Source organism: Pseudomonas sp. BC42 (assembly GCF_021560055.1).
Classification (GTDB): domain Bacteria; phylum Pseudomonadota; class Gammaproteobacteria; order Pseudomonadales; family Pseudomonadaceae; genus Aquipseudomonas.
Genome location: NZ_CP091067.1, coordinates 6547801 through 6571171 on the forward strand (window position 1 = coordinate 6547801; position 23371 = coordinate 6571171).

The following is a 23371-nucleotide window of genomic DNA, read 5'->3' on the forward strand; positions in this document are numbered from 1 at the left end:
ACCAACCTCCCGAAAGCCACCGGCGCAACGCCCAGTCCGGCGCCTGGACCCTGTAGGGGCCCGGCACGGGCAATCACTTTTCCTTCGCCACCGGCGAGGTCAGCGCCGGGGCCGCCTTGCACCACGGCACCAGCAGCAGCGCCACCACGAACAGCAGCGCCATCAGCCGGAACACATCGCCAAACGCCAGGGTCAGGGCTTCACGTGCCACCAGCCGGCCAAGCATGCCCTGGGCCATCAGATAGGCATGGCCGGAATCCGGAGTCTCGGCGGCGATCCTCAAGGCCAGTTGCCCCATCAGCTCCTGCGCAGCGACAGCCTTGGCGCCCAAGGATTCGGACAAGCGCAGCACCTGGGTGCGGGCATCGTCCTGCAGCCAGGTGTTGACCGTTGCAATGCCGATCGCGCCACCCAGGTTGCGCATCAGGTTGAACAACCCCGAGGCCTGGCGCAGCTCGACGCCCTGGAATGAACTCAAGGCCATGTTGACGCTGGGTACGATGCACAGCATCAGGAACAGGCCGCGGGCCACTTGGGGAACCAGCAGTTCGTCGAACCCCCAGTTGGCGGTGACCCGGGAGGTCAGCCACAGGCTCAGGGCCAGGCCCACAAAGCCCACCGAGATGATCAAGCGCCGATCGACTCTCTCCGAAGCCCGAGCCGCGATGATCGTGCTCACCAGTTGCCCGATCCCCACCACAAACACCGTGGTGCCGATTTCCAGGCTGTCGAAACCGCGCACTCGCCCGAGAAACACCGGAACCAGATAAGTCGAGGAATACAGTCCGAAACCGATCACCAGGTTCAGCAGGCAGGCAATGGAAAAGGTCCGGTCGCGAAAGGGCCGCAGCGACACAATCGGGTTGTTCGAATACAGCGAGCGCTCGATGAACAGTCCAAAGGACACCAGGCAAACCCAGGCGGCGATGACAATCGCGCTATCACTGAACCAGTCCTTGCGCGGCCCCTCCTCCAGCACATACTCGAAACACCCCAGCGCCAGCGCCATGGCCGCAAAGTGCAGCCAGTCGATGCGCCGCAGCATGGACAGGTCGGGCCGATCCACATCGATCAGCAGCGCAGCGCCCATGCACACCAACAGCCCCGGCAACACGTTGATGAAGAAGATCCAGCGCCAGTCCAGGTAGAAGGTCACCAGGCCGCCCACCGTCGGACCCAGTGTCGGCGCCAGAACCGCGGTCATCCCGAGAATGGCCGGGACCATCGCCCGCTGCCTGCCTTCGAACAGCACAAAACCCACGGCAAACACCGTGGGCACCATGGCGCCTCCGGCGAAGCCTTGCAGCGCTCGCAGCACGATCATCGACTCGATGTTCCAGGCCATCCCGCAACCGACGCTGAACAGGGTAAAAAATGCCGCACCGGCAGCGAACAGCCAGCGGGTGGAGATCGCCTGGGCGAGGAAGGCCGAGAAAGGAATCATGATCAGTTCGGCGATCAGATAGGCGGTCTGCACCCAGCTGACCTCATCGGGACCGGCACTGAGGCCGGCCTGCACATCATTGAGGGAAGCCGCCACGATCTGGATATCGATCAGCGCCATGAACATGCCAAAGGCCATGATGGTGAACACCAGAAGCTTGCGGCGGGCGGACTGTTGACCAGGCTGGGCGCCCACATCAGGGAGCTCGGATGCGCTTGTCGTCACGTTCGGTGCTCCCTGTAGTATTGCGACCATCATGTGAATATTATGATCGTAATTCAAAACAGCGTGGAGCTTCAACATGGAGCAGAGCAACCAGACTCAGAACGCCATCCTGCAAGCCGCACACGAGATGGAAAAGCCGCGCAAGCGCTCCAAGCGCCCCGTGATCGCCGGCGCTATCGCCCTGACACTGGTGGCGGTCGGGGTGGCCTGGGTACTGATGGCGCCTTCGACCGAAACCACCGACGACGCCTACATTGCCGCCGATGCGACCTCCGTCGCGCCGCGAGTCCACGGCCTGATCACCGAGGTGCTGGTCAAGGACCACCAAAACGTCACCGCCGGCCAGCCCTTGGTACGCATCAACAGCGAGGAATTCGACAGCCGGGTGACCCTGGCCGCCGGCGACCTGGCCGACAATCAGGCCCAGGTGGCCCTGGCCGAGGCGGCGCTGAAGATTCAACAAGCCGAACAGCGCCTGGCCGACACCCGCGTCCTCGCAGCCCGCACGTCGATCCGCACCACCCAGGCCGAGTCCAAACGCGCCGACGCCGAGCGCAACCGTTTCGACACCCTGGTCACCACCGGAGCCGTGGCGCGCAACGAAGTGGAGAAATACAGCACCCAGGCCATCTCCGCCGAACAAGGCCACGCCTACGCCCAGGCCATGCTGCAAGTGGCGGAAAACGACCTGGCGGTGACCACAGCCCAACGCGAACGCCTGCAAGCACAGCTGCAGATGGCCAAGGCCAGGGTGGTGAGCGCCCAGGCCCGACTCGAACTGGCGCAGCAGGACCTGCGCCACACCACCGTCCATGCGCCAATGGACGGCACCGTCGGCAATCGGCAGGTCCAGGTGGGTGATTACGTGCAACCTGGCTCGCGCCTGCTGACCCTGGTGCCGCTGCACGACCTCTATGTACTGGCCCATTTCAAGGAAACCCAGACCCAGCACATGTCCCCCGGCCAGTCGACCCGGATCAAGATCGATGCCCTGCCGGGGGTGAGCCTCGTCGGCACCGTGGAAAGCCTGGCACCGGGTTCGGGTTCGACCTTCGCCCTGCTGCCCTTCGAGCCGGGCACCGGCAACTTCACCAAGATCGTGCAGCGGGTTCCGGTACGCATCCGCTTCAATGCCGATCAATCCGGCCTCGAACGCCTGCGGCCGGGCCTGTCGGTCACGGCAAAAGTCGATCTGGACAACCCGGGGGAAGGCGCCGTGGCCAGCACCCGGACCACGCTCAAGGTGAGCAGCAACGCGTCCGCAACGGTGCAATGAGCGCCCGCCAAAAAACTCGCCGCTCCTGCCCTGCCCGGTAAAAAAAGCCCCCGGCAAATCACTCTGCCGGGGGCGCGGGACTTGGCGACGTTACTCCGCCAGCGACGGTTTTTCCCACAGGTTGATCCGCCCCTCCTTGGCGAAATGATCGATTTGCGCCAGCTCCTCCACACTGAAACTCAGGTTCTGCAAGGCCCCGACGTTCTCGACGATCTGCTCGGGACGACTGGCACCGATCAAGGCCGAAGTCACCCGCGGATCGCGCAAGGTCCAGGCCAGGGCCAGTTGCGCCAGGCTCTGGCCGCGGTTCCTGGCGATCTCGTTGAGGGCCCGCACATGGGCCAGATTGGCCTCGGACAGGTGCGAAGCCTGCAGCGAGCCTCCACCCGGACGATTGACCCGCGCATCCTCGGGAATGCCATTGAGGTATTTATCGGTGAGCAGCCCCTGGGCCAGGGGAGTAAAGGCGATCACCCCCACGCCCAGCTCATCGGTGGTCTCCAGCAGGTCCTTCTCCACCCAACGATTGAGCATGTTGTAAGCCGGCTGATGGATCAGCAGCGGCACTTTCCACTCCTTGAGCAACGCGGCGATTTCCCGGGTCTTGGCCCCGGAATAGGAGGAAATGCCGATGTACAAGGCCTTGCCCTGCTGCACCGCGCTGGCCAGGGCGCTGGCGGTTTCCTCCAGCGGCGTATCCGGATCGAAGCGGTGGGAATAAAAGATATCCACATAGTCCAGGCCCAGGCGCTGCAGGCTCTGGTCGAGGCTGGCCAGCACATATTTGCGCGAACCGCCGCCCTGGCCGTAAGGCCCGGGCCACATGTCCCAGCCGGCCTTGCTGGAGATGATCAGCTCATCGCGATAGGCCTTGAAGTCCTCCCGCAACAGACGACCGAAATTGATCTCGGCGCTGCCATAGGGCGGGCCATAGTTGTTGGCCAGGTCGAAGTGGTTGATCCCCAGGTCGAAGGCCGTGCGCAACAGGGCACGCTGGGTGTCGATCGGCGTGCTGTCACCGAAGTTGTGCCAAAGCCCCAGGGACAGCGCCGGCAGCACCAGGCCACTGCGGCCGACACGGCGATAAGGGATGGAGTCGTAGCGATTTTCGGCAGCGATATAAGTCATCGAATCCTCTCTGGGTCAGGTCTTTGCAAAACAACTAACGTCGATCATTGCGCCCCGTAGGCGCTAGCTTGCGGGCGAGCCAGCGCCTGCAGCAGGCGGTGGTTACACAAACTGATTCTGCGGCCGCTCCAGCCCCAGGTTCTCGCGCAGCGTGCGGCCCTCGTATTCTGTTCTGAACAGCCCGCGCCGCTGCAGTTCCGGAATCACCCCCACCGCAAAATCCCGCAGGCCGCCCGGCAGATGGGGCACCAGCACATTGAAGCCATCGGCCGCGCCCTCCTCGAACCAGGCCTGCAGTTCGTCGGCAATCTGCGCGGGCGTACCGATCAGGCTGTAGTGCCCACGCCCGCCGGCAATCTTGCGCCCCAGCTGAGCCAGGGTCAGGTTGTCCTTGCCGGCCAGTTCGGTGAGCAACTGCTGGCGGCTTTGCTGACCGCTCTCGGTCAGGGGCAACTGCGGCAAAGGTCCATCCAGCGGATAACCGGACAAATCGAAATTGCCCAGCATCCGTCCGAGCAGGGCCACCCCCACTTCGGGTTCCACCAGTGCCTGGAACGATTCGAACTTCTCCCGGGCCTGGCTTTCGCTGTCGCCCACCACCACGAACACTCCGGGCATGATTTTCAGCGATTCCGTACTACGATCGTACTGCTTGAGACGCCCTTTCAGGTCCGCATAAAAGGCTTGTGCGGCGGCCCGGGACGGTTGCGCGGTGAACACCACCTCGGCCGTCTGCGCCGCCAGGTCGCGGCCACTTTCCGAGGAGCCGGCCTGCACGATCACCGGGTAACCCTGGGGTGGGCGCGGCACATTCAAGGGCCCTTTGACCTGGAAGAATTCGCCGCAATGATCCAGTAAATGCTGCTTGTTCGGGTCGTAATACTCGCCACTGGCCTTGTTCCGGACAAAGGCGTCGTCCTCCCAACTGTCCCACAACCCGGTCACCACCTGATGGAATTCCCGGGCCCTGCGATACCGTTCGGCATGCCCGAAATGTTCATCCCGCCCGAAATTCTGCGCTTCGGCGGCATTGTCCGACGTCACCAGGTTCCACCCCGCCCGGCCCCCTGAAAGATGGTCCAGCGAAGCGAATTTACGTGCTACGTGGTACGGTACGTTATAGCTCGTAGTGGTAGTGGCAATAAGCCCTATCCGCTCGGTCACGGCCGCCAGGGCAGACAGCAAGGTCAAGGGTTCGAAGTAATCGGAACGGGCCATGCGGCTGGCGATGGTGCCGGTCGGCGCTGCCAGGCTGTCGGCGACGAACAGCGCGTCGAAGCGCGCGGCCTCGGCGATCTGCGCCAGTTCTTTATAGACCGCAAAGTCCAGTCCTGCCTGGGCCGGGACCTGCGGATGACGCCAGGCGGCAACGTGGTGACCGGTGGCCATGAGAAAGGCGCCGAGCTTGAGCTGGCGAGTGGAACGAGACATGGGCAACTCCTGTTTCACACTGCAAAAAAAACACCCTCCGCAGCAGCTGGCTTGCCAGCGCAAGCGCCCGCAAGGCCTGGGGCAAGCCGGCGCCTGCAAAGGGTCAGAAGTCCTTGCGCAACTGCACGCCGAAATAACGTTCGTCGTCCCGGGGCACCGCGCGATAGATGTAGTTGCCGCCACTGGCCAGCAACGGCGAATAGGACTTGTCGGCCAGGTTCTTGCCGAGCAATGCCACGCGCCAGCCGTCGTTGTAGTCGGCCAGGGCGATGCTGGCGTTCCAGATGCCGTAGGCGCCCTGCCGGGTGTCGGGGTTTTGGCTGATGTCGTACTGCACTTGGCTTTGCCAGCTGTAGTCGGTGCCCAACTCAAGATCCAGGCCGTTATCCAGGGGAATGCTGTAGTCGGCCCGCACGTAGCTTTTCCAATCCGGGCTGAAGGGCAATGGCTTGCCGTTGACGTTGCAGGAAGCGGCGGCGCCCGCCGGGCAGGCGAACGCATCGATGCGCGCCCGGGTGTAGGCCAGGGCCCCGGAGAACTTCAATTGCTGAGTGGCCTGCAGGGCGTAGTCCAGCTCGACGCCTTCACTGCTGACGCGGCCGGCGTTGATCAGGCGGGTCACCACCTGCCCGGCCACGGTGTCGAAGAAGTTGGCCTGGTAGTTGTCGTACTCGCTGTGGAACACCGCCAGGTTGGTGGTCAGGCGATTGTTCCAGCTGCTGGCCTTGATCCCCGCCTCCCAGGTGTTGGACGTCTCGGGCTTGAGCGCATTGGTGTCCCGCGGCTGCATGTTGAAGAACACGTTGTAGGCCGGGCCCTTGTAGCCGCGGGAATAGGTCAGGTAGCTGGTGACGCTGTCGCTGAGGTCGTATTGCAGGCCCAGGCGACCGGACCAGCCGTCCTCGTCCACCGAACCCGAGCTGCGGGTGCCCGGCTGGATCCCGCTGACCGTGGTGGCCGAGGTCGACACCCGACGGTGGTCGTATTTCAGGTCGTCATGGGTCCAGCGCAAACCGGCGATAGCGCGAAAGTCCTCGGTGAAATTCAAGGTGCTTTCGCCGAAGACCGCGTAGCTGTCGTTGGTGGTGCTGTAGTCGGCAATCCCGCGATTGACGCCGGTGGTGGTGGTCAGGGTGCGCTGGTAGGTTTCCTCGTCCTTGCCATGCAGGTAGAACAGGCCGCCGACGTAATCCAGGAACTGCCCCTTGGGCGAGGCCAGGCGCAGCTCCTGCGAATACTGGTTGTAGTCCAGGTCGCCCTTGTCGGCGGTCCCGGGAAACGCCGCGCTGACCGCGCCAAGACGGTCGCCATCCTGGTACTGGGTGTTGTTCCAGCCGCGCCAGGCGGTGATCGAGGTCAGGGTGTAGTCGCCGAGGTTCCAGTCCAGCTGGCCGGACAGGCCCTTGTTGATGTCCTGCACATGGGTGCGGGTATCGGTGTTGATATCGCGGTTGTCGCTGCTGGCCCGGACCGGGCCCAGGGCATTGGCGAAGGCCGGGGTCAGGGCCTTGCTGACCACGCCATTGGGCGCGTCGTCATGGGACTGCATGTAGTCCGCCGCCAGGGTGAACTTGAGGTCGGCGCTGGGGGTGAATTCCAGCTTGCCGCGCACGCCCTTGCGGTTGTAGCCGTTGACCTCCTGGCCGTTGTGGCGGTTGTCCACATTGCCGTCGTAACTGCCGAACAAGGTGGTGACAGACCCCTTGAGGACATCGGGAACCAGACTGCCGCCAATGCCGAAGCGGGTACGACTTTCATTGCCGCTGTAATAGGACTGGTCGATGTAGCCGTGGGTCTCGGCGGAAGGCGCCTTGGTCACGATATTCAGCACCCCGGCCGAAGCGTTCTTGCCGAACAGCGTGCCCTGGGGCCCGCGCAGCACCTCGATGCGCTCCAGGTCCAGCAGGTCCAGGGTGGCCTGGCCGGGACGCCCGTAGACCACACCGTCGATCACCGTCGCGACCGTCGGCTCCACCCCCGGCGAAGTGGAAATGGTGCCCACGCCGCGGATGAACAGTGAGGTGTCCTTGTTCGAGGCCCCGGTGCGGAAGTTCAGCGACGGCACCTGCTGCACGATGCTCGCCACGCCGTTGCGGTTGTCGCGCTCCAACTGCTCGCCATCCACCACCGACACCGCCACCGGGACCTTCTGCAGCGACTCTTCGCGGCGGGTGGCGGTGACCGTCACCGACTTCAGGGTCGGCTCCTGATCCTGCGCCGTGGCCGCGCTTTCACTGGCCAGGGCCGCTGGCAACGGCAATGCCGCCAGGCCCGCCAACAGCCAGCCCAGATGCGGGCGCGAGGCCGTGGTGCCACGGATCGAATGCGCGAGTCGGTGTTGCTCCCCATGAAATATCTGCATGCTGCACCTGCTGAAAAATGCCCCGAACCGCTGCCGATCTGCGCCGGCAGCGCCTGAAATCTGTCTTGGGCATTCGCTCGAGCGAGTAGCAGACATGACGCTTTGTTAGCGCTAACATCGCCAGTATCGACACGCTCCGCATAGAGCGTCCAATACTGAAAAATTACTTTTATATGCCTTTTGGTTCAGTCCAAGGAGCGCGCTCATGACCACTGACCCAGCACCTGGCCGCAAGCGCCGCGGCGCCGGCCGCGTGACCCTGAACACCGTAGCGCGCCAGGCCGGGGTCTCGGCGATCACCGTGTCGCGCTACTTCAACCAGCCCGAGAGCGTCTCCGCCGAACGTCGGGAACGCATCGCCGCCGTGGTGGCCGAACTCGGCTACGTGCCCAATCTGGTGGCCGGCGGCTTGGCCTCGGCCCGGGGCAGAATCGTCGCCATGGTCATCCCGAACATTTCCGGACCGATCTTCGCCCAGACCATCCAGGGCTTCAGCGACACCCTCAGCCGCCACGGCTATCAGCTGCTGCTGGCCTCCAGCTACTTCGACGAGAAACAGGAAGAGAGCGCGGTACGGGCCTTTCTCGGCTGGTCACCGGCAGCCCTGGTGCTGACCAGCCACTTCCACAGCCCGGGCACGGAAAAGATGCTCGCCGAAGCCGAGATCCCGCTGATCGAAACCTGGGATTACCAGCCCCAGCGCCAGCCCATGCAGATCGGCTTCAGCCACTTTCAAGTGGGGGTCAGCGCGGTTCGCCACCTGCACGCCAAGGGCTACCGGCGCATCGCCTTCGTGCAGAACAGCGCCCCCGGCGACTACAGCGCGCTGGAGCGCCGCGATGGCTATCTCGCCACCCTGAAAGAGCTGGAGTTGCCACCCCGGGTGTTTGCCCCGGATCCCGACCGTCCTCCCTTCGAAGCCGGCAAGCAGGCCATGGAGGCCCTGATGAGCGCCTCACCGCGCCCCGACGCCATCATCTTCGCCAACGACAACCTGGCCGCCGGCGGCCTGCTGGCGGGGCAACGCGCCGGGCTGAAGATTCCAGAGGACTGCGCAGTGCTGGGCTTTGGCGACTACCCCTTTGCCCAGATGCTGCTGCCGAGCCTGAGCACTATCCAGCCACCGGCGCTGGAGATCGGCGTACTGGCCGCGACCCGGGTCCTGGAAAGCCTTGGGGTGCTGCCGACCCGCACGCCGGTGCAGCGCCTGAACCTGCTGCAATGCCGAGTGATCGAGCGCGAAAGCACCTAGCCTCAGGCCGACAGTTCGCGCAGCGCCGCGGCGGCCAGGAACCCGGAACGCGAGTTGTAGCGCTGGTCACGCTTGACCGTCTGATCGATGCGCTCCAGCAGGTGTTCCGGCAGGGTGGCATTGAAGCGCACCGACTTGCCGAAATACGGCGTCACGTCGAACTCCACCACGCCCCATACACCCCCGGCGTAGTCGGGGTTGTCCAGGTGCTCATCGATCTCGTGCACCTGCGGCAGAGGCTCGCCATCGGCCACCAGCCCTGCGTAATGCAGGGACAACGCCTCCTTCACGTTCTCGAACGCCAGGGACACCGTGTGACCAGCGGAGTAACAGCCCGGCACATCCGGAACGATCACCCCGTATTCAGAGTCGGCATCCTTGTGCAGAACCACCGGGAATTTCATGTCGTTGGACTCCTCATGCAGTAACGGGCTCATTTCAAGCCCGCCTGTTTCAAGATGCTGTTGAGCGTGCCCCTGGGCAGTTCCGCATCCGGATGCTTGAAAGTGACGCGCCCTGGTTTCCAGGGATGCTTGTACTGATGGTGACTGCCCTTCACGGCAATCAGGTACCAACCATCCGCCTCAATCTTGCCGATCATCTCCCGACTGCGCATAACCCTGCCCTGTGGATACCGAACCATCAGGCACCTTATCCAATCCAGCACGCAGCGATACACACTATACACACTTGGTTAATCAATACGCTGATAGCCCAATGCCTGCTCATGAGCACGGGAGACGGCTGGCCGACCAAGAACCCCGTCTCCTTGCATCAGATGGTCTGGTTTGCCGCCTATGCTCCATGGACAGGTCGACAAACACCCCGTGCCGGCCAGCGCGACATCGTCCGACCGCTCCTGCAGGAGACGCTTTCCATGCACACCACCATCATCATCACCTTCGGCCTGATTCTGCTGGCGCTGCTGCTGTTCATCGGCGAGCGGCTGGGCTTTTCCCGATCGATATTGGGCTTTGGATTTACCGGGTTGTGGCTGGCGTTGACGGTGATCAACGGCGCGGTGGGGATGGTTACCGCCCATCAGCCCCTGAGGTCGGAACTGATGGTCGGCAGCCTGGTGTTTGCCGTGCCGGTGCTGGCCCTGGTGCTCTACCTGCTGTTCACCAGGGCCTGAGCGCCTGGCTCAGCGCACCAGATGCAGGAACTGCATGTGGCGTTCGTACTGGTCGAGGATGTCGTTGATGATCTGCTCCTTGCTGTAGCCCATCAGATCGTAATCCTGACTGCCCTCGGCCAGATGCACCTCGGCCCGGTAGTAGCGGCGGTTGCGCAGCTCTTTGGGGCCCATGCCGCCACGGGCGAAGGACGGGGTGAAGTAGCCGCGCATCTGCACCTGGTAGATGAACGGGTGCTGGTCGCCATGACCGATTTCCAGGCTCACGCTGTCGTTGGCCGGGTCGGGCTGGGTCACCACGTTCAGGCCCTTCTCGGCGAACACCGCGGTCACCTCTTCGATGGCCGGGCGCACCGTCTGGTCGAGGAAGCGATACACCTCATCCCGGGACGGGAAGTGCACCGCCTGGCTCAGGCGCTGGCGCCAGCCACCCTTGCCGCGCCGCGAAGGCGCCACCGGGGCCAGGGAGTGCAGTTGGGCAATGCGCCGCTGCGACTCCAGGTAGAACGCCTTGTGCAGCCCCCACATCATCAGCAGCAGGATCAGCGAGAACGGCAGCGAGGTCAGCACCACCGCCGACTTCAGCGAGTCGATGCTGCCAGCGAACAACAGCGCGCTGGTGACCAGCGCGGTCATCGCGCCCCAGAACACCCGCAGCCATTTCGGCCCGTCCTCGTCGGCGTTGCCGCCCTTGGCCGACAGGGTCGAGAGCACCACGGTGCCGGAGTCCGCCGAGGTGACGAAGAACACGAAGCTGATGAACACCGTGACCGCGATCACGGTCTTGCTCCAGGGGTAGGTTTCCAGCAGCAGGTAGAGGGTCATCGACGGGTTGTCGATGGCCGACAGGCCCAGGGCGCTCATGCCGTGGTTGAGCACCTGGTCGATGGCGCTGTTACCGAAGATCGACATCCACGCCAGGGTGAAGCCCAGGGGAATCAGCAGCACGCCGAAGACGAATTCGCGAATGGTCCGGCCGCGGGAGATCCGCGCAATGAACAGCCCCACGAACGGCGACCAGGCAATCCACCAGGCCCAGTAGAACACCGTCCAGCCGCCCAGCCAGTCGCTGGGCTTGTTGTAGGCGTAGACGTCGAAACTCTTGGTCGGCAACGCGCCCAAATAGTCCCCGAGGTTCTGGATCAGGGTGTTGAGCAGGTGCTGGGTCGGACCGGCGAACAGCACGAACAGCAGCAGCGCCACCGCCAGCAGCATGTTGATGTCGGACATCACCCGCACGCCCTTGTCGACTCCCGACACCGCGACAATGATCGCCGCGCCCATCATCAGGGTGATCAGGCCAACCTGAATCCACTGGGTGTGAGCGATGCCGAACAGGTAGTCGAGGCCGGAGTTCAGGTGCAGCACGCCAAAGCCCATGTCGGCGCCCAGGCCGAACACCGTGGCGATGATGCCGAAGCCGTCCACCGCATAGCCGATGGGGCCGTTGATGCGCTTGCCGATCAGCGGGTACAGCGCCGAACGCAGGGCCAGCGGCAGGTTATGCCGGTAGGCGAAGTAGGCCAGGGCCATGCCGACGAAGGCGAACACCCCCCAGCCGTGCAGGCCCCAGTGCAGGAACAGCAACTGCATGCCCTGGCGCGCCGCCTCGGCGGTGCCGGCCTCGCCCTGGGGCGGTTGCAGCATGTGGGTCAGGGGTTCGGAAACGCAGAAGAAGAACAGGGTGATGCTGATCCCGGCGGCGAACAGCATGCCGGCCCAGGACAGGTAACTGAACTCGGGTTCGTCGTGGTCGGCACCGAGCTTGATCTTGCCGTAGCCGGACAAGGCGGTGACCACCACGAAGACCAGGTACAGGGTCATCGCCAGCATGTAGTACCAGCCGACCGTATTGGCCGCCCAGTTTTGCGCCGCCAGGAGCCAGGCGCCGGCCTGTTCCGGCATGGAAATCACCACCACGCCGAAGATCAGGATAAAGCTCGCGGCGAAGTAGAACACCGGAGGGTTCATGCGAATCAGAGTATTCGCGGAGCTGGATGGCGCACTCATGAACGGTGCACCTCGAAGGGATGAAACACGGCTGAAATGTACGGACTCAGCAAAGGCAAGCCTCCTGTTGTGAGCGGGCAGCGAACCACCGGTTTAACTTGAACGAGCGTTCAAGTTAAACATGGATAGGCGGTCGAGGACTAATCGCAGGGCTCAGCGGTACTGTTCAGTACGCTAGCTCAGGGAAGGGTATGACGGATGGCGAACGGAATCGTTCAGCAGAAAAAACGCTGCCAGCTGTGTGTGGCGGTTGATCGTCAAGCAAGGTCCTGCGGACCTTTTCCCAGCCTCGCAGGCTCGGCAGCGGCTACAAGAAGCCGGTGCGGCGGGAGGCATGAACGCCTCTGTAGCCGCTGCCGCAGGCTGCGAACGAGCCGCAGGCTCACCGGCGATCGCACCACCGCCGAGGCCCCTGCGGTGCCTAGCGCAGCCTGCGGCAGCGGCTACAGAAGGCCAGTCCTACTTTTGCGAGCCGTCGTCGTGCTGCAGGTTGGCCTGGGTCAGGTTGCAACCGGCCGGCACGCTGCGGGTCAGCCAGACGTTGCCGCCAATGGTCGAACCCTTGCCGATGGTGATGCGCCCGAGAATGGTCGCGCCGGCGTAGATCACCACGTCGTCCTCGACGATCGGGTGGCGCGGGTGGCCCTTCTGCAACTGGCCGTCTTCGTCCGCCGGGAAGCGCTTGGCCCCCAGGGTCACCGCCTGGTAGATGCGCACCCGCTCACCGATGATCGCAGTCTCGCCGATCACCACACCCGTGCCGTGGTCGATGAAGAAGCTGCGGCCGATCTGCGCCCCGGGGTGAATGTCGATGCCGGTGGCCGAGTGGGCGATTTCCGAGCTGATCCGCGCCAGCAACGGCAGGCCGGCACGGTACAGATGGTGCGCCAGGCGGTGGTGAATCACCGCCAGGATGCCCGGGTAGCACAGCAGCACTTCATCGACGCTGCGGGCCGCCGGGTCACCGTGGTAGGCGGCCAGCACGTCGGTGTCCAGCAACACCCGCAGGCCCGGCAGGGCCAGGGCGAAATCCTGGATCAGGCGAATCGCCCGGGCGTTGACTTCGGCGTCCGCCTCGCCGTTCTGCCGGGCCACGTAACGCAGCTCCAGGCGCGCCTGGGCCAGCAACGCATTGAGCGCCGCGTCCAGGGTGTGGCCGACGTAAAAGTCCTCACTCTCTTCGCGCAGGTCCACCGGCCCCAGTCGCATGGGGAACAGGGCGCCGCACAGGGCCTCGAGGATCTCCGCCATGGCCGCTCGCGACGGCAGTTCACGCCCGCCCTGCTCGCCGCTGACCCGACCGTTGCGGGTACGCCACTGATCACGGGCATCGCGCAGTTGGCCAACGATGGTCTGCAATTGCCAATGGCTGGAACGCTCGCTCACGATAAGACTCCTTACTCGGGCGGCCGGACAATCGGGCCGCGCAAACGGCGATCACTTTACGCCCCGCCAGGGCGAGGTTTAAGAACTAATTGTTCGGTTTACAGCACTTTTTCGCATAAGCGATTGGCGGTTGCCCGGGCAAATAACGCTGCCTATAGTCCTTGCACCTTCCCTGTTCCGTGCGGCCTCATGATCAAACAACAGCTTGCCCGCTTTCCCCGTCTCGACCTGCTCGGGCACACCACCGCCCTGGAAAAACTCGAACGCCTGTCGGCCTGGATCGGGCGCGATATCTACGTCAAGCGCGACGACACCACGCCCCTGGCCATGGGCGGCAACAAGCTGCGCAAGCTCGAATACCTGGCCGCCGATGCCCTGGCCCAGGGCGCCGATACCCTGATCACCGCCGGGGCCATCCAGTCCAACCATGTGCGCCAGACCGCGGCCCTGGCCGCCAAGCTGGGGCTGGGTTGCGTGGCCCTGCTGGAAAACCCCATCGGCACCGAAGACCCCAGCTACCTGGGCAACGGCAACCGCCTGCTGCTGGAGCTGTTCGACGCCAAGGTCGAGTTGGTGGAAAACCTCGACCAGGCCGACGAACAATTGCAAGCCCTGGCCGCGCGCCTGCGCAGCAACGGCAAGAAACCCTACCTGGTGCCCATTGGCGGCTCCAACGCCCTGGGCGCCCTGGGTTACGTGCGCGCCGGCCTGGAGCTGGCGCAGCAGATCGAAGACAGCGGCCTGGACTTCGCCGCGGTGGTCCTGGCCTCCGGCAGCGCCGGTACCCACAGTGGCCTGGCCCTGGCCTTGAGCGAAGTGCTGCCGCAGTTGCCGGTGATCGGCGTGACCGTCTCGCGCAGCGACGAGGATCAGCGGCCCAAGGTCCAGGGCCTGGCCGAACGCACCGCCGAGCTGCTGGGGGTGAATCTGCCGGCGGCGTTCAACGTGCAACTGTGGGACGAATACTTCGCCCCCCGTTACGGCGAACCCAATGCCGGCACCCTGGCCGCGGTCAAGTTGCTGGCCAGCCAGGAAGGCCTGTTGCTGGACCCGGTGTACACCGGTAAAGCCATGGCAGGCCTGCTGGACGGCGTCGGTCGCCAGCGTTTCAACGAGGGCCCGATCATCTTCCTGCACACCGGTGGCGCCCCGGCGCTGTTCGCCTACCCCGGCGCCTTCGCGTAGAAGGTGAAGTTTTGTGTAGGAGCCAGCTTGCCGGCGAAGAGGCCCGCAAGCCTTGCGCCGACCTCGACGGCGCCTTCGCTGGCAAGCCAGCACCTGCTGGATGAATGCCGTGAAGTTGTGCGTAAGAGCCGGCTTGCCGGCGAAGAGGCCCGCAAGCCTTGCACCGCCCTTGACGGCGCCTTCGCTGGCAAGCCAGCACCTGCGGGGTGAATGCCGTGAAGTTTTGTGTAGGAGCCGGCTTGCCGGCGAAGAGGCCCTTAAGCCTTGCGCCGCCCTCGACGGCGCCTTCGCTGGCAAGCCAGCACCTGCGGGGTGAATGCCGTGAAGTTGTGCGTAGGAGCCGGCTTGCCGGCGAAGAGGCCCGTAAGCCTTGCGCCGCCCTCGACGGCGCCTTCGCTGGCAAGCCAGCTCCTACGAGGAAGGAGACTGCTCGCGGACAACCAAACCAAAAAGAATAACAAGATGAATTTATATTATTTTTAAACCTATAAAAGTCACCTTATAGTCGCGCCGCAGGCCGATTTGCCAAAAGACGCATACGCTGCATTAAGGCAGGATAAGGCGTCACTCTCGGCTCACCGATTGGCCTGCATCTCCCACCCGCATCGTGCATAAGAAAATCACAGGGGCTTGTCATGAATCTTTCCGTACTGCGTCGCAATCTGCTGATTGGCACACTGGGCCTGGCCCTCGGTGCCGGACTGATGGGGCAAGCGGTTGCCGGCGAGCAACTGCAGAAGATCAAGGATGCAGGCGTGATCAACGTCGGCCTGGAAGGCACCTACCCACCGTTCAGCTTCGTCGATGAAAACGGCAAGCTGGCCGGCTTCGAAGTGGAATTCTCCGAAGCCCTGGCGAACAAGCTCGGGGTCAAGGTCAAGCTGCAGCCGACCAAGTGGGACGGCATTCTCGCGGCCCTGGAATCCAAGCGCCTGGACGCGGTGATCAACCAGGTGACCATCTCCGAGGAGCGCAAGAAAAAGTACGACTTCTCCACCCCCTACACCGTCTCCGGGATCCAGGCCCTGACCCAGAAAAAGGATGAAGGCAAGTTCAAGACGGCCGCCGACCTGGGTGGCCACAAGGTCGGCGTGGGCCTGGGCACCAACTACGAGCAATGGCTCAAGGACAACGTCCCCAACGCCATCATCAAGACCTACGACGATGATCCGACCAAGTACCAGGACCTGCGCGTAGGCCGTATCGACGCCATTCTGGTGGACCGCCTGGCGGCCTTCGAGCTGATCAAGAAAACCAAGGACACCCTGGTGGTTTCCGGCGAACCCTTCTCCCGCCAGGAAGCCGGTGTGGCCCTGCGCAAGGGCGAACCCGAACTGCTGGCCGCGGTGAACAAGGCGATCGAGGAACTGCGGGCCGACGGCACGCTGAAAAAGCTCTCGGAAAAATACTTCAACGCTGACGTCACCCAATAATGGAAGCAGGCCTGCAACTGGCGCTGGATTCAGCGCCATTTCTCCTCAAGGGCGCGTATTACACGGTCATCCTCAGCCTCGGCGGCATGTTCTTCGGGCTGCTGCTGGGCTTTGGCCTGGCCTTGATGCGCCTGTCGCGCCTGACCCTGGTGAGCTGGATTGCCCGGGTCTACGTGTCGTTCTTTCGCGGCACGCCGCTGCTGGTGCAGCTGTTCGTGATCTATTACGGCCTGCCGCAACTGGGGCTGGAACTGGACCCGTTGCCCGCCGCGCTGATCGGCTTCTCCCTGAACATGGCGGCCTACGCCTGTGAAATCCTCCGGGCCGCCATCGGTTCCATCGAGCGCGGTCAATGGGAAGCCGCCGCCAGCATCGGCATGACCCGGGCCCAGACCCTGCGCCGGGCGATCCTGCCGCAAGCCATGCGCACGGCCCTGCCGCCGCTGGGCAACAGCTTCATTTCCCTGGTCAAGGACACCGCCCTGGCTGCCACCATCCAGGTGCCGGAACTGTTCCGCCAGGCGCAGCTGATCACCGCCCGTACCTTCGAAATCTTCACCATGTATCTTGCCGCCGCGCTGATCTACTGGGTTCTGGCCAGCGTGCTCGCGCACCTGCAGAACCGCCTGGAGCAGCGGGTCAATCGGCACGACCAGGAGTCCTGAAGCCATGATCGTGGTGGAAAAACTGACCAAGCAGTTCAAGGGCCAGACGGTGCTCGATGGCATCGACCTGCAGGTCAAGGAAGGCGAAGTGATTGCCATCATCGGCCCCAGTGGCTCGGGCAAGACCACCTTCCTGCGCTGCCTGAACTTTCTTGAAGAACCGACCAGCGGACGCATCCGCATCGGCGACATCGCCATCGACAGCAACATCCCCCTGAACCAGCAACAAAGCCGGATCCGCCAGTTGCGCCAGCAAGTGGGTTTCGTGTTCCAGAACTTCAACCTGTTCCCCCACCGCACCGCCCTGGAGAACGTCATCGAAGGCCCGCTGGTGGTGAAGAAGACCCCACGGGAACAGGCCGTTGCCCTGGGTCGTGCGCTGCTGGCCAAGGTCGGCCTGGCGGGCAAGGAAGACAGCTACCCGAGGCGCCTGTCCGGTGGCCAGCAGCAACGGGTGGCGATCGCCCGGGCCCTGGCCATGGAACCGCGAGTGATCCTGTTCGACGAGCCGACTTCGGCCCTGGACCCGGAACTGGTGGGCGAAGTCCTGGCCACCATCCGCAGCCTGGCCGAAGAGAAACGCACCATGATCATCGTCACCCACGAAATGGGCTTCGCCCGGGACGTGGCCAATCGGGTGATCTTCTTCGACAAGGGGGTGATCGTCGAACAGGGCGAAGCCAAGGCGCTGTTCGCCAACCCCCAGCACGAGCGCACCCGCCAGTTCCTCAGCAAGTTTCTCCACCCCGGCACATGAAGCTTGAAACTCCCCTAGCCGGCTGCCCGCTCCCCTTCCAGGCCATGGAGGCCTGATGCTGGCGCCGCAGAAAATCCATAACCTGCTCCGGCTCTCGCCCCAGGCGCGGTGTGACTACTTGATTCGCAAGGTGGCGGATTTCCAGGTCATCTGGGGGCTGTTCGCTGACGGCTGGGCCACCGCCGGCTCCGCCCAGGCCAGCGCCATCGCCATCGCCTTCTGGCCAGAGGCGGAGTTCGCCGCCTGGTGCGCCCACGGCCCATGGCACGGCTTTGAACCCAAGCCCATTGAGCTGGGCCATTTCCTCTCCCACTGGCTGCCTGGCATGCAGCGCGACGCCAGGCTCTGCCTGGTGTTTGCGGATGCGGACGGACAAGGCCTGTTGCTGCCCCCCGAGTCACTGCTGCAATCGCTCACCCACGAGCTGGATCAGTACCAGTAACGCCTGCGGCGGCGCCTGAACGCTCAGCGCCGATCGCCTCACTTCGCGTGCTTGCATCCCCCTGCCCGTGTTCTTTTGCACCGACGAAAAATGCTCGCCGGCGTCTGCCGCACACCGCGCCAGCCCGCAGCCACTGGGCCGCAACCGGCCATCCTGCCGTATACGTAAAGCCCTTCTATTCATATTCCTAAAAGTTAGTTTATTTAATTTTTATACGCGCTTAGGGTATATGCACCGGACCACCGGACATTCTTGATTCTGATTTCGCCGCATGACGCGGCCTATCCAAAAGATGTGAGGTAGGTATGGTCCGGAACACAATCACCCCAGTGCAGATCGCCAGGGCATTGCGTGCAGCCAAGGAGTGGCGCTGATGTCCAGTCTGATCGAAGCCCAGGTCCAGAGTGACCTGGATATTGCTCCCCTTTTGCTGCCCGCTCGGGTACTGCGCAACGACGCCGAAGCCCTGCAAGCCGCCCATGAACTGGCCGACGCGGCCCGCCAGCAGGCAGCCCAACGCGACCGCCAGCGCAAGCTGCCCTGGGCGCAGATCGAACAATTCACCCGCAGCGGCCTGGGCAGCATTGCCGTGCCCCGCGCCTACGGCGGGCCACAGGTGTCGTTCGTCACCCTGGCCGAGGTCTTCGCGATCATTTCCGCGGCCGACCCGGCCCTGGGGCAGATCCCGCAGAACCAGTTCGGCCTCCTCGGCCTGATCCTCGGCTGCGGCAGCGAGCGGCAGAAGAAACAGCTGCTGCAAAGCGTCCTGGAAGGCTGGCGCATCGGCAATGCCGGCCCGGAACGCGGCACCAAGAACACCCTGGAACTCAAGGCGCGGATCACCAGGGATGGCGACGGCCATGTGATCAACGGCCAGAAGTTCTACTCCACCGGCGCCCTGTTCGCCCACTGGGTGGCGGTCAAGGCGCTGAACGAGGAAGGTCGTCAGGTGCTGGCCTTCGTCCGCCGTGGCACCCCAGGCTTGCGCATCGTCGACGACTGGTCGGGCTTCGGCCAGCGCACCACCGCCAGCGGCACCATCCTGCTCAACGATGTGCGGGTCGAGTCCGAGCTGGTGCTGGACAACTGGCGGATCAACGAGTCGCCGAATATCCAGGGCGCGGTGTCGCAACTGATCCAGGCCGCCATCGATGCCGGCATCGCCCGGGAAGCCGTGGCCGACGCTATCCGCTTCGTGCGTGAACGGGCCCGCCCGTGGATCGACGCCAACGTCGAGCGCGCCAGCGACGACCTGTATGTGATCGCCGACATCGGCAAGCTGCAGATCGAACTCCACGCCGCCGAGGCCCTGCTGCGCAAGGCCGGGCAAGTGCTGGACCAGGTCAGCGCGGCGCCGATCACCGCCGAGTCCGCCGCCCGCGCCTCCATCGCCGTGGCCGAAGCCAAGGTACTGACCACCGAGATCTCGCTGCTGGCCAGCGAAAAGCTTTTCGAGCTGGCCGGCAGCCGCGCCACCCTCGCCGAATTCAACCTCGACCGCCACTGGCGCAATGCCCGGGTGCACACCCTGCACGACCCGGTGCGCTGGAAGTACCACGCCGTCGGCGCCTACCACCTGAACGGCACGCTGCCGGCCCGGCATTCCTGGATTTAACCGCCCAGAACGCTTTTGACCAGATCTCTGGAGAAACACATGTCTCTTGCTCAACACGTCGCGGTCATCACCAGCGACGAACAAGCCCTGATTGTCGCCAGCGACCTGGCGGAAGACTTCAAGCGCGACAGTGCCCTGCGCGACCGTGAACGGCGCCTGCCCCATCCCGAGCTGGAAGCCTTCAGCCGCTCCGGCCTGTGGGGCATCAGCGTGCCCAAGGAATACGGCGGCGCCGGAGTGTCCAACGTCACCCTGGCCAAGGTCATCGCCCTGATCGCCGAGGCCGACGCCTCCCTGGGGCAGATCCCGCAGAACCATTTTTACGCCCTGGAAGTGCTGCGGGTGAACGGCAGCGAGCCGCAGAAACAACGGCTGTACGCCGAGGTCCTGGCCGGCCGCCGCTTCGGCAACGCCCTGGCCGAGCTGGGCACCAAGACCGCCCATGACCGCACCACCCGCCTGAGCCGCGACAGCAGCGGCCAGGGCTACCGCATCGACGGGCGCAAGTTCTACGCCACTGGCGCCATCTACGCCCAGCGCATTCCCACCTCGGTGGTGGATGAGCAAGGCGTGCAACAACTGGCCTTCGTCCCCGCCGACGCCCAGGGCCTGAGCGTGATCGACGACTGGAGCGGCTTCGGCCAGCGCACCACCGGCAGCGGCTCGGTGCTGTTTGAAAACGTTGCGGTGGACGAGGCCGACGTGGTGCCGTTCCAGAGCGCCTTCGAACGCCCGACCCCGGTCGGTCCCCTGGCACAGATCCTCCACGCCGCCATCGACACCGGCATCGCCCGCGCCGCCTACGAAGACGCCCTGCGCTTCGTGCGCACCAAGACCCGGCCGTGGATCGACTCCGGCACCGACAAGGCCACCGACGACCCGCTGACCCTCAAGAGCTTCGGCCAGCTGAGCATCCGCCTGCACGCCACCGAAGCCCTGCTGGAGCGCGCCGGGGAATTCCTCGACCGGGCCCAGGCCGAGACCAACGCCGACACCGTGGCCGCCGCCTCCATCGCCGTGGCCGAGGTCCGCGCCCTGAGCACGGAAATCTCCCTGGCCGCCGGCAGCACCCTGTTCGAACTGGCGGGCAGCCAGGCGACCCTGGCCGAGCACGGCCTGGACCGCCACTGGCGCAACGCCCGGGTGCACACCCTGCACGACCCGGTGCGCTGGAAGTACCACGCGGTGGGCAACTACTACCTCAACCAGCAGAACCCGCCACTGCGGGGGACCATCTGATGGCCGCTGCCGAAACCGCCAAGAAGAAGATCCTGCTCAACGCCTTCAACATGAACTGCGTCGGGCACATCAACCACGGCCTGTGGACCCACCCGCGGGACAACTCGACCCAGTACAAGACCCTCGAGTACTGGACCGAACTGGCCCAGCTGCTGGAGCGCGGGCTGTTCGACGGGCTGTTCATCGCCGACATCGTCGGGGTCTACGACGTCTACCAGAACTCGGTGGACGTGACCCTCAAGGAGTCGATCCAGCTGCCGGTCAACGACCCGCTGCTGCTGGTTTCGGCCATGGCGGCAGTGACCAAGAACCTGGGCTTCGGCCTCACCGCCAACCTCACCTACGAGGCGCCCTACCTGTTCGCCCGGCGCCTTTCCACCCTCGACCACCTGAGCCGTGGCCGGGTCGGCTGGAACATCGTCACCGGCTACCTGGACAGCGCCGCCCAGGCCATGGGCCTGAAGCAGCAGATCGAGCACGACCGTCGCTACGACCAGGCCGATGAGTACCTGGAGGTGCTGTACAAGCTCTGGGAAGGCAGCTGGGAAGACGACGCGGTGCTTGATGACCGCGAGCAGCGCGTCTATGCCCAGCCGGACAAGGTGCACAAGGTCGAGCACCAGGGCGAGTTCTATCAGGTCAGCGGTTATCACCTGTGCGAGCCGTCACCGCAGCGCACCCCGGTGCTGTTCCAGGCCGGCAGCTCGGATCGCGGCCTGCTGTTCGCCGGGCGCCACGCCGAGTGCGTGTTCATCAGTGGGCAGAACAAGGCGGCGACCAGGGCCCAGGTGGACAAGGTCCGCGCCAGCGCCGTGGCCGCCGGGCGCAATCCCGAGGACATCAAGGTGTTCATGGGCCTCAACGTGATCGTTGGCCAGACCGAGGAACTGGCCTGGCAGAAGCACGCCGAGTACCGCCGCTACGCCAGCGCCGAGGCCGGGGTGGCGCATTTTTCCGCGTCCACCGCGATCGACTTTTCCCAATACGAGATCGACGAACCTATCCAGTACGTGAAGAGCAACGCCATCCAGTCGGCCACCAAGCACCTGCAGAACAACGACTGGACCCGGCGCAAGCTGCTGGAGCAGCACGCCCTGGGCGGCCGCTACTTCACCGTGGTCGGCTCGCCGCAGCAGGTGGCCGACGAACTGGAATCCTGGATCGCCGAAACCGGCCTGGACGGCTTCAACCTGACCCGCATCGTCACCCCGGAAAGCTACGTCGACTTCATCGATCTGGTGATCCCCGAACTGCAACGACGCGGCTCCTACAAGACCGCCTACGACGAGGGCACCCTGCGGGAAAAACTGTTTCACGAAGGCCGCAAACTACCCGAACGACACACCGGCGCGGCCTACCGCCGCTGACCACCCTGTGGCGAGGGAGCTTGCTCCCGCTGGCTTGCGCAGCAAGCCCAAACCCGGACGGCGCGGTATGCCTGCAACACCGCGCCGCCTGGATCTGGGGCCGCTTTGCGGCCCAACGGGAGCAAGCGCCCTCACCACAGACAGCGGTCTCGCCATACACCCACGCAATGGCTCAACCCACACATTCGGATTGACTGGAAGTAACCACCATGAAAACCAAGCTCCTGCGCCACCCGGTCAAAGCCCTGGCCCTCGCCCTCGGCCTATTCAGCAGCGCCGTGTTCGCCGCCGACGCACCGCTCAAGGTCGGCACCACCGCCGCCTTCGCCATTCCCCTGGAGGCCGCCGTGGAAGAGGCCGGCAAGCAGGGCCTGAAGGTGCAGCTGGTGGAGTTCACCGACTGGATCGCGCCCAACGTCAGCCTGGCCGCCGGCGACATCGACGTGAACTACTTCCAGCACATCCCCTTCCTGGAAAACGCCAAGGCCGCCGCCGGTTTCGATCTGGTGCCCTTCGCCCCGGGGATCATCAACAACGTCGGCCTGTACTCGAAGAAATACACAAGCTTCGCCGAGCTGCCCGAAGGCGCCAGCGTGGCCATCGCCAACGACCCGATCAACAGCGGACGCGGCCTGCAACTGCTGGCCAAGGCCGGGCTGATCACCCTCAAGCCGGGCGTGGGCTACAAGGCCACCGAAGACGACATCGTCAGCAACCCGAAGAAGATCAAGATCCTCCAGGTCGAAGCCGTGCAACTGGTGCGCGCCTATGACGACGCCGACCTGGTCCAGGGCTACCCGGCCTACATCCGTCTGGCCAAGACCTTCGACGCCGGCTCGGCGCTGCTGTTCGACGGCCTGGACCACAAGGAATACGTGATCCAGTTCGTGATCCAGCCCAAGAGCAAGAACGACCCGCGGCTGATCAAGTTCGTCGATATCTACCAGCACTCGCCTGCCGTTCGCGCCGCCCTGGATAAAGCCCACGGCAAGCTCTACCAAGCCGGCTGGGAAGGTTGA

At 64.3% G+C, this 23371-nt stretch carries 20 protein-coding genes; 12 read left to right on the forward strand and 8 right to left on the reverse strand.

Annotated elements, in window-relative coordinates; genetic code table 11:
* Window positions 1-73: 73 nt before the first annotated feature.
* Window positions 74-1669, reverse strand: coding sequence for a DHA2 family efflux MFS transporter permease subunit (locus tag L1O02_RS29595; protein WP_235759236.1), 1596 nt, complete (start codon window positions 1667-1669; stop codon window positions 74-76).
* A 76-nt stretch (window positions 1670-1745) separates the two neighbouring features.
* Here L1O02_RS29595 and L1O02_RS29600 point away from each other — a divergent pair, with 76 nt between their 5' ends.
* Window positions 1746-2945, forward strand: a complete 1200-nt coding sequence (locus L1O02_RS29600) for an HlyD family secretion protein (RefSeq protein ID WP_235759238.1) — start codon at window positions 1746-1748, stop codon at window positions 2943-2945.
* Window positions 2946-3035: 90 nt separating this feature from the next.
* Here the strand turns inward: L1O02_RS29600 and mgrA are convergent, their stop codons facing one another.
* The 3 genes from mgrA to L1O02_RS29615 all read right to left on the reverse strand — a co-directional run bounded on the left by mgrA (window position 3036) and on the right by L1O02_RS29615 (window position 7866).
* Complete coding sequence (gene mgrA, locus L1O02_RS29605; RefSeq protein ID WP_060837025.1) at window positions 3036-4073, reverse strand: L-glyceraldehyde 3-phosphate reductase; 1038 nt, start codon at window positions 4071-4073, stop codon at window positions 3036-3038.
* A 102-nt stretch (window positions 4074-4175) separates the two neighbouring features.
* On the reverse strand, window positions 4176-5504 hold the full coding sequence (locus tag L1O02_RS29610; protein WP_235759240.1) for an LLM class flavin-dependent oxidoreductase: 1329 nt from the start codon (window positions 5502-5504) through the stop codon (window positions 4176-4178).
* Between the two features lie 103 nt (window positions 5505-5607).
* Window positions 5608-7866 (reverse strand): TonB-dependent receptor, encoded by a 2259-nt coding sequence (locus tag L1O02_RS29615; protein WP_235759242.1) that lies wholly within the window; start codon window positions 7864-7866, stop codon window positions 5608-5610.
* A 205-nt stretch (window positions 7867-8071) separates the two neighbouring features.
* On the opposite strand from L1O02_RS29615, the gene L1O02_RS29620 reads away from it, so the two are divergent.
* Window positions 8072-9118 carry a LacI family DNA-binding transcriptional regulator gene (locus L1O02_RS29620; RefSeq protein WP_060837022.1) on the forward strand — a complete coding sequence of 349 codons (1047 nt, stop codon included), beginning with the start codon at window positions 8072-8074 and terminating at the stop codon, window positions 9116-9118.
* 2 nt (window positions 9119-9120) lie between these two features.
* Here the strand turns inward: L1O02_RS29620 and L1O02_RS29625 are convergent, their stop codons facing one another.
* Both L1O02_RS29625 and L1O02_RS29630 read right to left on the reverse strand, forming a co-directional pair.
* Window positions 9121-9522, reverse strand: coding sequence for a type II toxin-antitoxin system HicB family antitoxin (locus tag L1O02_RS29625; RefSeq protein WP_060841863.1), 402 nt, complete (start codon window positions 9520-9522; stop codon window positions 9121-9123).
* Between the two features lie 29 nt (window positions 9523-9551).
* On the reverse strand, window positions 9552-9734 hold the full coding sequence (locus L1O02_RS29630; protein WP_060837021.1) for a type II toxin-antitoxin system HicA family toxin: 183 nt from the start codon (window positions 9732-9734) through the stop codon (window positions 9552-9554).
* 261 nt (window positions 9735-9995) lie between these two features.
* Here L1O02_RS29630 and L1O02_RS29635 point away from each other — a divergent pair, with 261 nt between their 5' ends.
* Window positions 9996-10253, forward strand: a complete 258-nt coding sequence (locus tag L1O02_RS29635) for a hypothetical protein (RefSeq protein ID WP_060837020.1) — start codon at window positions 9996-9998, stop codon at window positions 10251-10253.
* Window positions 10254-10262: 9 nt separating this feature from the next.
* Here the strand turns inward: L1O02_RS29635 and betT are convergent, their stop codons facing one another.
* Complete coding sequence (gene betT, locus L1O02_RS29640) at window positions 10263-12224, reverse strand: choline transporter BetT (protein ID WP_162492852.1); 1962 nt, start codon at window positions 12222-12224, stop codon at window positions 10263-10265.
* A gap of 498 nt (window positions 12225-12722) precedes the next feature.
* Window positions 12723-13649 (reverse strand): serine O-acetyltransferase EpsC, encoded by a 927-nt coding sequence (gene epsC / locus L1O02_RS29645; protein WP_041115170.1) that lies wholly within the window; start codon window positions 13647-13649, stop codon window positions 12723-12725.
* Between the two features lie 189 nt (window positions 13650-13838).
* Between epsC and L1O02_RS29650 the strand changes: the two genes are divergently transcribed.
* The 9 genes from L1O02_RS29650 to L1O02_RS29690 all read left to right on the forward strand — a co-directional run bounded on the left by L1O02_RS29650 (window position 13839) and on the right by L1O02_RS29690 (window position 23371).
* Window positions 13839-14834 (forward strand): D-cysteine desulfhydrase, encoded by a 996-nt coding sequence (locus tag L1O02_RS29650; RefSeq protein ID WP_108545830.1) that lies wholly within the window; start codon window positions 13839-13841, stop codon window positions 14832-14834.
* Between the two features lie 635 nt (window positions 14835-15469).
* Window positions 15470-16267 (forward strand): cystine ABC transporter substrate-binding protein, encoded by a 798-nt coding sequence (tcyJ, locus tag L1O02_RS29655; protein WP_060837017.1) that lies wholly within the window; start codon window positions 15470-15472, stop codon window positions 16265-16267.
* A complete protein-coding gene (gene tcyL / locus L1O02_RS29660; protein ID WP_060837016.1) occupies window positions 16267-16932 on the forward strand; it encodes a cystine ABC transporter permease in 666 nt (221 codons plus the stop codon). The genes tcyJ and tcyL overlap by 1 nt, the downstream gene beginning before the upstream one ends.
* A 4-nt stretch (window positions 16933-16936) precedes the next feature.
* Window positions 16937-17689, forward strand: a complete 753-nt coding sequence (gene tcyN / locus L1O02_RS29665) for an L-cystine ABC transporter ATP-binding protein TcyN (protein WP_060837015.1) — start codon at window positions 16937-16939, stop codon at window positions 17687-17689.
* Window positions 17690-17744: 55 nt separating this feature from the next.
* The gene (locus tag L1O02_RS29670) at window positions 17745-18131 is read left to right on the forward strand and encodes a DUF2750 domain-containing protein (protein ID WP_060842165.1); all 387 of its coding nucleotides are present in this window, start codon (window positions 17745-17747) and stop codon (window positions 18129-18131) included.
* Window positions 18132-18504: 373 nt separating this feature from the next.
* Window positions 18505-19746 carry an SfnB family sulfur acquisition oxidoreductase gene (locus tag L1O02_RS29675; protein WP_060837013.1) on the forward strand — a complete coding sequence of 414 codons (1242 nt, stop codon included), beginning with the start codon at window positions 18505-18507 and terminating at the stop codon, window positions 19744-19746.
* A 39-nt stretch (window positions 19747-19785) separates the two neighbouring features.
* Window positions 19786-20985, forward strand: a complete 1200-nt coding sequence (locus tag L1O02_RS29680; protein ID WP_060837012.1) for an SfnB family sulfur acquisition oxidoreductase — start codon at window positions 19786-19788, stop codon at window positions 20983-20985.
* Window positions 20985-22352, forward strand: a complete 1368-nt coding sequence (locus tag L1O02_RS29685; protein WP_060837011.1) for an LLM class flavin-dependent oxidoreductase — start codon at window positions 20985-20987, stop codon at window positions 22350-22352. Before L1O02_RS29680 ends, L1O02_RS29685 begins: the two co-directional genes overlap by 1 nt.
* A 209-nt stretch (window positions 22353-22561) precedes the next feature.
* Complete coding sequence (locus L1O02_RS29690; protein ID WP_060837010.1) at window positions 22562-23371, forward strand: MetQ/NlpA family ABC transporter substrate-binding protein; 810 nt, start codon at window positions 22562-22564, stop codon at window positions 23369-23371.